This is a genomic window from Streptomyces sp. NPDC059696 (assembly GCF_042733745.1).
Taxonomy (GTDB): Bacteria; Actinomycetota; Actinomycetes; order Streptomycetales; family Streptomycetaceae; genus Streptomyces.
The window spans coordinates 18,303-23,395 of sequence record NZ_JBHWFG010000055.1; the positions used below are offsets into that span (position 1 = coordinate 18,303).

The 5,093-nt window shown below is 72.0% G+C and carries 3 protein-coding genes; all 3 read right to left on the reverse strand.

Features of this window, described 5'->3' with window-relative positions:
* The coding region (locus ACFV20_RS35080; protein WP_385664754.1) for a helix-turn-helix transcriptional regulator at positions 1–1,109 on the reverse strand (1,109 nt) is incomplete at its 3' end.
* Positions 1,110–1,241: 132 nt separating this feature from the next.
* Positions 1,242–3,944, reverse strand: coding sequence for a pyruvate dehydrogenase (acetyl-transferring), homodimeric type (gene aceE, locus ACFV20_RS35085; RefSeq protein ID WP_385664756.1), 2,703 nt, complete (start codon positions 3,942–3,944; stop codon positions 1,242–1,244).
* Between the two features lie 265 nt (positions 3,945–4,209).
* Positions 4,210–4,833: a GntR family transcriptional regulator gene (locus ACFV20_RS35090; protein WP_385664759.1), complete on the reverse strand. Its 624-nt coding sequence runs from the start codon at positions 4,831–4,833 to the stop codon at positions 4,210–4,212.
* Between the last annotated feature and the right edge of the window lie 260 nt (positions 4,834–5,093).

Sequence of the window (5,093 nt, forward strand, 5' to 3'; positions counted from 1 at the left end):
CCACTGGACGCGGCCGCTATCTCGCACCCGGCCAGACCCTCGCCCCCGGCCCCGGCCTCGCCCCGGCCCCTGGTCCCACCCTCGCCCCCGGCCCCGGCCCCGGCCTCGCCCCCGGCCCCGGCCCCACCCTCGCCCCCGGCCCCGTAGAGCCGGGCCAGCCGCGCCGCGTCCCCGGCGAACCGCCGGCGCAGGCCCTCCGGCGCCAGCACCTCCGCCTCCGGGCCCAGCGCCGCCAGCTGGGTGTGGGCGACCTCCTCGGACTCCACCGGCAGGGCCACCGTCACCCAGCCGCCCCCGTCCGGTGCCTCCGCCTCCGCCAGGGCCTCCCGCGCGGACACCGCGTCGACGGCGTACGGCAGTGCGCGCACCCCGTCGGGGGACAGCCGCACCACGACCCGCGTCCGCAGCAGGGACCGCGCGAACTGTTCCGCCCGTTCCTCCCAGAACGCGGGCAGGTCGAAGTCCGCCTCCCGTTCGAAGCGCTCACCGTCGGCGTCCACCGCCGTGAACCGGTCGATCCGGTAGACCCGGAACGACCCCGGCCCGGCCACCCGGGCGCACAGGTACCAGACGCCCGCCTTCAGCACGAGCCCGTACGGCTCCAGCTCCCGGACGACCTCGTCCTCCCCGCGCCGGTAGCGCGCGCTGATCCGCCGGTCGTCCCACACCGCGTCGGCGACGGCCGGCAGCAGCGCGGGCGTCTTCGGCTCCCGGAACCAGTTCGGCGCGTCCAGGTGGAACCGCTGGGCGGCCGACCTCGAGGCGTCCCGCAGGGACGGCAGCAGCGCCGCCGACACCTTCAGCCGGGCGGCCGAGGCGGCGTCCTCCAGGCCCATCTCGCGCAGCGCCCCCGGCACCCCGGACAGGAACAGCGCCTCGGCCTCCCCGCGGTGCAGCCCGGTCAGCCGCGTCCGGTAGCCGCCGACCAGCCGGTACCCGCCGGCCCGGCCGCGGTCCGCGTACACCGGAACGCCCGCCTCCGACAACGCCTGCGCGTCCCGCGTGACCGTCCGCTCCGACACCTCCAGCTCACGGGCGAGTTCGGCGGCCGTCATGGAGGGCCGGGACTGGAGCAGCAGCACCATCTTGATCAGCCGGGCAGCACGCATGGGGCCATCATGGTGCGTGTCCGGGCGCGGGTGCGTGGGGGCGGGCCCGTTTCAGGGGCGCGGGGACCACGCGACAAGCCCCCACCGGCCCGCGGTCGACGAACGACCGGGACCGACGGGGGCCGCAGACCCTTACAGGCCGTACTGCTCGCGCGCTTCCTTCACGGCCGTCGCCTTCACCTCGCCGCGCTTGGCGAGCTGGGCCAGGGCCGCGACGACGATCGACTCCGCGTCGACACCGAAGTGGCGGCGGGCCGCCTCACGGGTGTCCGACAGGCCGAAGCCGTCGGCGCCCAGCGAGGACCAGTCCTGCTCGACCCACTGCGCGATCTGGTCCGGGACCTGGCGCATGTAGTCGGAGACCGCCAGCACCGGGCCCTCGGCGCCCTGGAGCGCCTGCCGTACGAACGGCACCCGCTCCTCGCCGCGCAGCAGCGCCTCGTCCGCCTCCAGGGCGTCCCGGCGCAGCTCGCTCCAGGACGTCGCCGACCACACGTCGGCCGCCACGCCCCACTCCTCGGCGAGCAGCCGCTGCGCCTTCAGCGCCCAGTGGATCGCCGTACCGGAGCCGAGCAGCTGGATCCGCGGGGCGTTCGCCGGCACGGTCACGCCCGCCGACTCCGCCGTGTTGAAGCGGTACAGGCCCTTGACGATGCCCTCGTCGACGCCCTCGACGGACGGCTTCGCGGGCTGCGGCAGCGGCTCGTTGTAGACGGTCAGGTAGTAGAAGACGTCCTGGTCCTCACCCGGGGCCGCCTCGCCGTACATCCGGCGCAGACCGTCCTTGACGATGGTCGCGACCTCGTAGGCGAACGCCGGGTCGTACGTCAGCGCGGCCGGGTTCGTCGCGGCGATCACGGGGGAGTGGCCGTCGGCGTGCTGCAGGCCCTCGCCCGTCAGCGTCGTACGGCCGGCCGTGGCGCCGACCAGGAAGCCGCGGCCGAGCTGGTCGCCGAGCTGCCACATCTGGTCGGCCGTGCGCTGCCAGCCGAACATCGAGTAGAAGATGTAGAACGGGATCATCGTCTCGCCGTGCGTCGCGTACGACGTCGAAGCGGCGATGAAGTCGGCCATCGAACCGGCCTCGGTGATCCCCTCGTTGAGGATCTGGCCGTTCCGGGCCTCCTTGTAGTACATCAGCTGGTCGCGGTCGACCGGCTCGTACGTCTGGCCCTTCGGCGAGTAGATGCCGAGCGACGGGAAGAGGCTCTCCATGCCGAAGGTGCGCGCCTCGTCCGGGACGATCGGCACCCAGCGCTTGCCCGTCTCCTTGTCGCGGACCAGGTCCTTGACGAGGCGGACGAACGCCATGGTGGTGGCCACGTTCTGCGAGCCGGAGCCCTTGTCGAAGGACGCGAACGCCTTCTCCGCCGGGGCGGGCAGCGGGGCGACCGGGTGGACGCGCCGGGCCGGGGCCGGACCGCCGAGGGCGGCACGCCGCTCCTGGAGGTAGCGGACCTCGGGGGAGTCGGCGCCCGGGTGGCCGTAGGGCACCACGCCGTCGACGAAGTCGCTGTCCTTGATCGGCAGCTCCAGCAGGTCGCGCATGTTCTTGAACTCGTCCACCGAGAGCTTCTTCATCTGGTGGTTGGCGTTCTTCGACGCGAAGCCCTCGCCGAGGGTGTGGCCCTTGACCGTCTGGGCCAGGATCACGGTCGGCGCGCCCTGGTGCTCGACGGCGGCCTGGTACGCGGCGAACACCTTGCGCGCCTCGTGACCACCGCGCGAGAGGTGGAAGCACTCGAGGATCTTGTCGTCGCTCAGCAGCTTCGCCATCTCCGCGAGCGCCGGGTCGCCGCCGAAGAAGTCCTGGCGGATGTAGGCGGCGTCGCGGGTCTGGTACGTCTGGATCTGCGCGTCCGGTACCTGGCGCAGGCGGCGTACGAGTGCGCCGGTGGTGTCGAGCTGGAACAGCTCGTCCCAGGCGGTGCCCCACAGCGTCTTGATCACGTTCCAGCCGGCGCCGCGGAACTGGGCCTCCAGCTCCTGCACGATCTTGAAGTTGGCGCGGACCGGGCCGTCCAGGCGCTGCAGGTTGCAGTTGATGACGAACGTGAGGTTGTCCAGCTCCTCACGGGCCGCCAGCGCCAGGGCCGCCGTCGACTCGGGCTCGTCCATCTCGCCGTCGCCGAGGAACGCCCACACGTGCGAGGCGGAGGTGTCCTTGATGCCGCGGTTGGCCAGGTAGCGGTTGAAGCGCGCCTGGTAGATCGCCGACAGCGGGCCGAGGCCCATGGAGACCGTGGGGAACTCCCACAGCCAGGGCAGACGGCGCGGGTGCGGGTAGGAGGGCAGGCCGTTGCCGCCCGACTCCCGGCGGAAGTTGTCGAGCTGCTCCTCGTTCAGCCGGCCGTCGAGGAACGCGCGGGCGTAGATGCCGGGGGAGGCGTGGCCCTGGATGTAGAGCTGGTCGCCGGAGCCGTCGGCCTCCTTGCCCTTGAAGAAGTGGTTGAAGCCGGTCTCGTACAGCCAGGCGGCCGAGGCGAAGGTGGCGATGTGGCCGCCGACGCCGTACTTGCTGCCGCGGGTGACCATCGCGGCCGCGTTCCAGCGGTTCCACGCGGTGATCCGCTGCTCCATCGCCTCGTCACCGGGGACGGCCGGCTCGGCGGAGGTGGGAATGGAGTTGACGTAGTCGGTCTCGAGGAGCTTCGGCAGCGCGATGCCGGCGCCCTCGGCGCGCTCCAGCGTGCGGCGCATCAGGTATGCGGCACGGTGCGGCCCGGCAGCCTTGGTGACCGCGTCCAGGGAGGCCTGCCATTCGGCGGTCTCCTCCGGGTCCCGGTCGGGGAGCTGGTCGAGCTCGCTCGGCTGGATGGCGTTGGGGTCGGTCATGTCGCCGCCTTCCTCAGTCGAAGGGGGTTCCCTCACATAAGGGGATCGGGGTGCCCTTTGTCTTTGGCAGGACAGGGCTGAGGCTTCGGTGGAAGCCCGTCGGCGACTGTAACTCCCTGATCGATGATCGATCAAAGGGTTGAGGGGCAAAACCTCTTGATCACGAGAAAGTAGGCACGGGGTGCCTCCGACGGTGGCACGCGGTGACCGATTTTCGAACGGTTTTCGCAGGTCGGAGGCGTTTGAGCGAGGGCGTGCTCGGGTGTCACGCCCGCGGCGCGCAGCCCAGGACGTGGGCCTTGACCAGTTCGGCGATCCGGGGGTCACGGCGCTTGAACGCGGCGACGAGCTCCTCGTGCTCCTCCGCGTACGACTGCTGCCGCGTGCCCAGCCAGCGGATCGACAGGGCCGTGAACACCTCGATGCCGAGGCCCTCCCAGGTGTGCAGCAGCACGGAGTTGTCCGCGGCGCGGACCAGCTCGCGGTGGAAGGCGACGGTGTGGCGGACCTGGGCGGTGCCGTCGGAGACGCGGTCGGCTTCGTGCAGGGCGCTGACGTGGGGTTCCAGCGCGGAGCAGTCCTCCGCGAGGCCCTCGGCGGCCAGCTCGGCGGCGATGGCCTCCAGCCCGGCCCGGACGGGGTAGCTCTCCTCCAGGTCGGCGGCGGTCAGGTTCCGCACGCGGACGCCCTTGTTGGGAGCGGACTCGATCAGGCGCAGGGACTCCAGCTCGCGCAGGGCCTCGCGGACCGGGGTCTGGCTGACCTCCAGCTCGGTGGCGATCCGGCGCTCGACGATCCGCTCACCCGGCTGCCAGCGTCCGCTGATGATCCCCTCCAGGATGTGCTCGCGGATCTGCTCGCGGAGCGAGTGGATGACGGGCGCGGTCATGAGGGCTCCTTAAGGGGTTTGACGTTTAGACAATACGGCCGGTTCGCTCCGCGGGTGAGGTGGGTGGGGGTGTCTCGGTGCAGGTGAGACGAGACTTACACGGGGGAGCGGGGTTGTCGTTCGGCTGACGGTTGTGGGGCGTTGCTCGCGCAGTTCCCCGCGCCCCTGAACGGGCGGGGGCCCCGTCCCGTGGTGACCCGGCCGGGGGACCCCCCCATCGCAAAAAAGGTCCGAGGCCCACCACGACCGACAAAAACCCC

What these genes read in the sequence shown, in the direction of transcription:
- aceE (WP_385664756.1), bottom strand. Translation starts at nt 3,944, where the DNA reads ATGACCGACCCCAACGCCATCCAGCCGAGCGAGCTCGACCAGCTCCCC.
- ACFV20_RS35090 (WP_385664759.1), bottom strand. Translation starts at nt 4,833, where the DNA reads ATGACCGCGCCCGTCATCCACTCGCTCCGCGAGCAGATCCGCGAGCAC.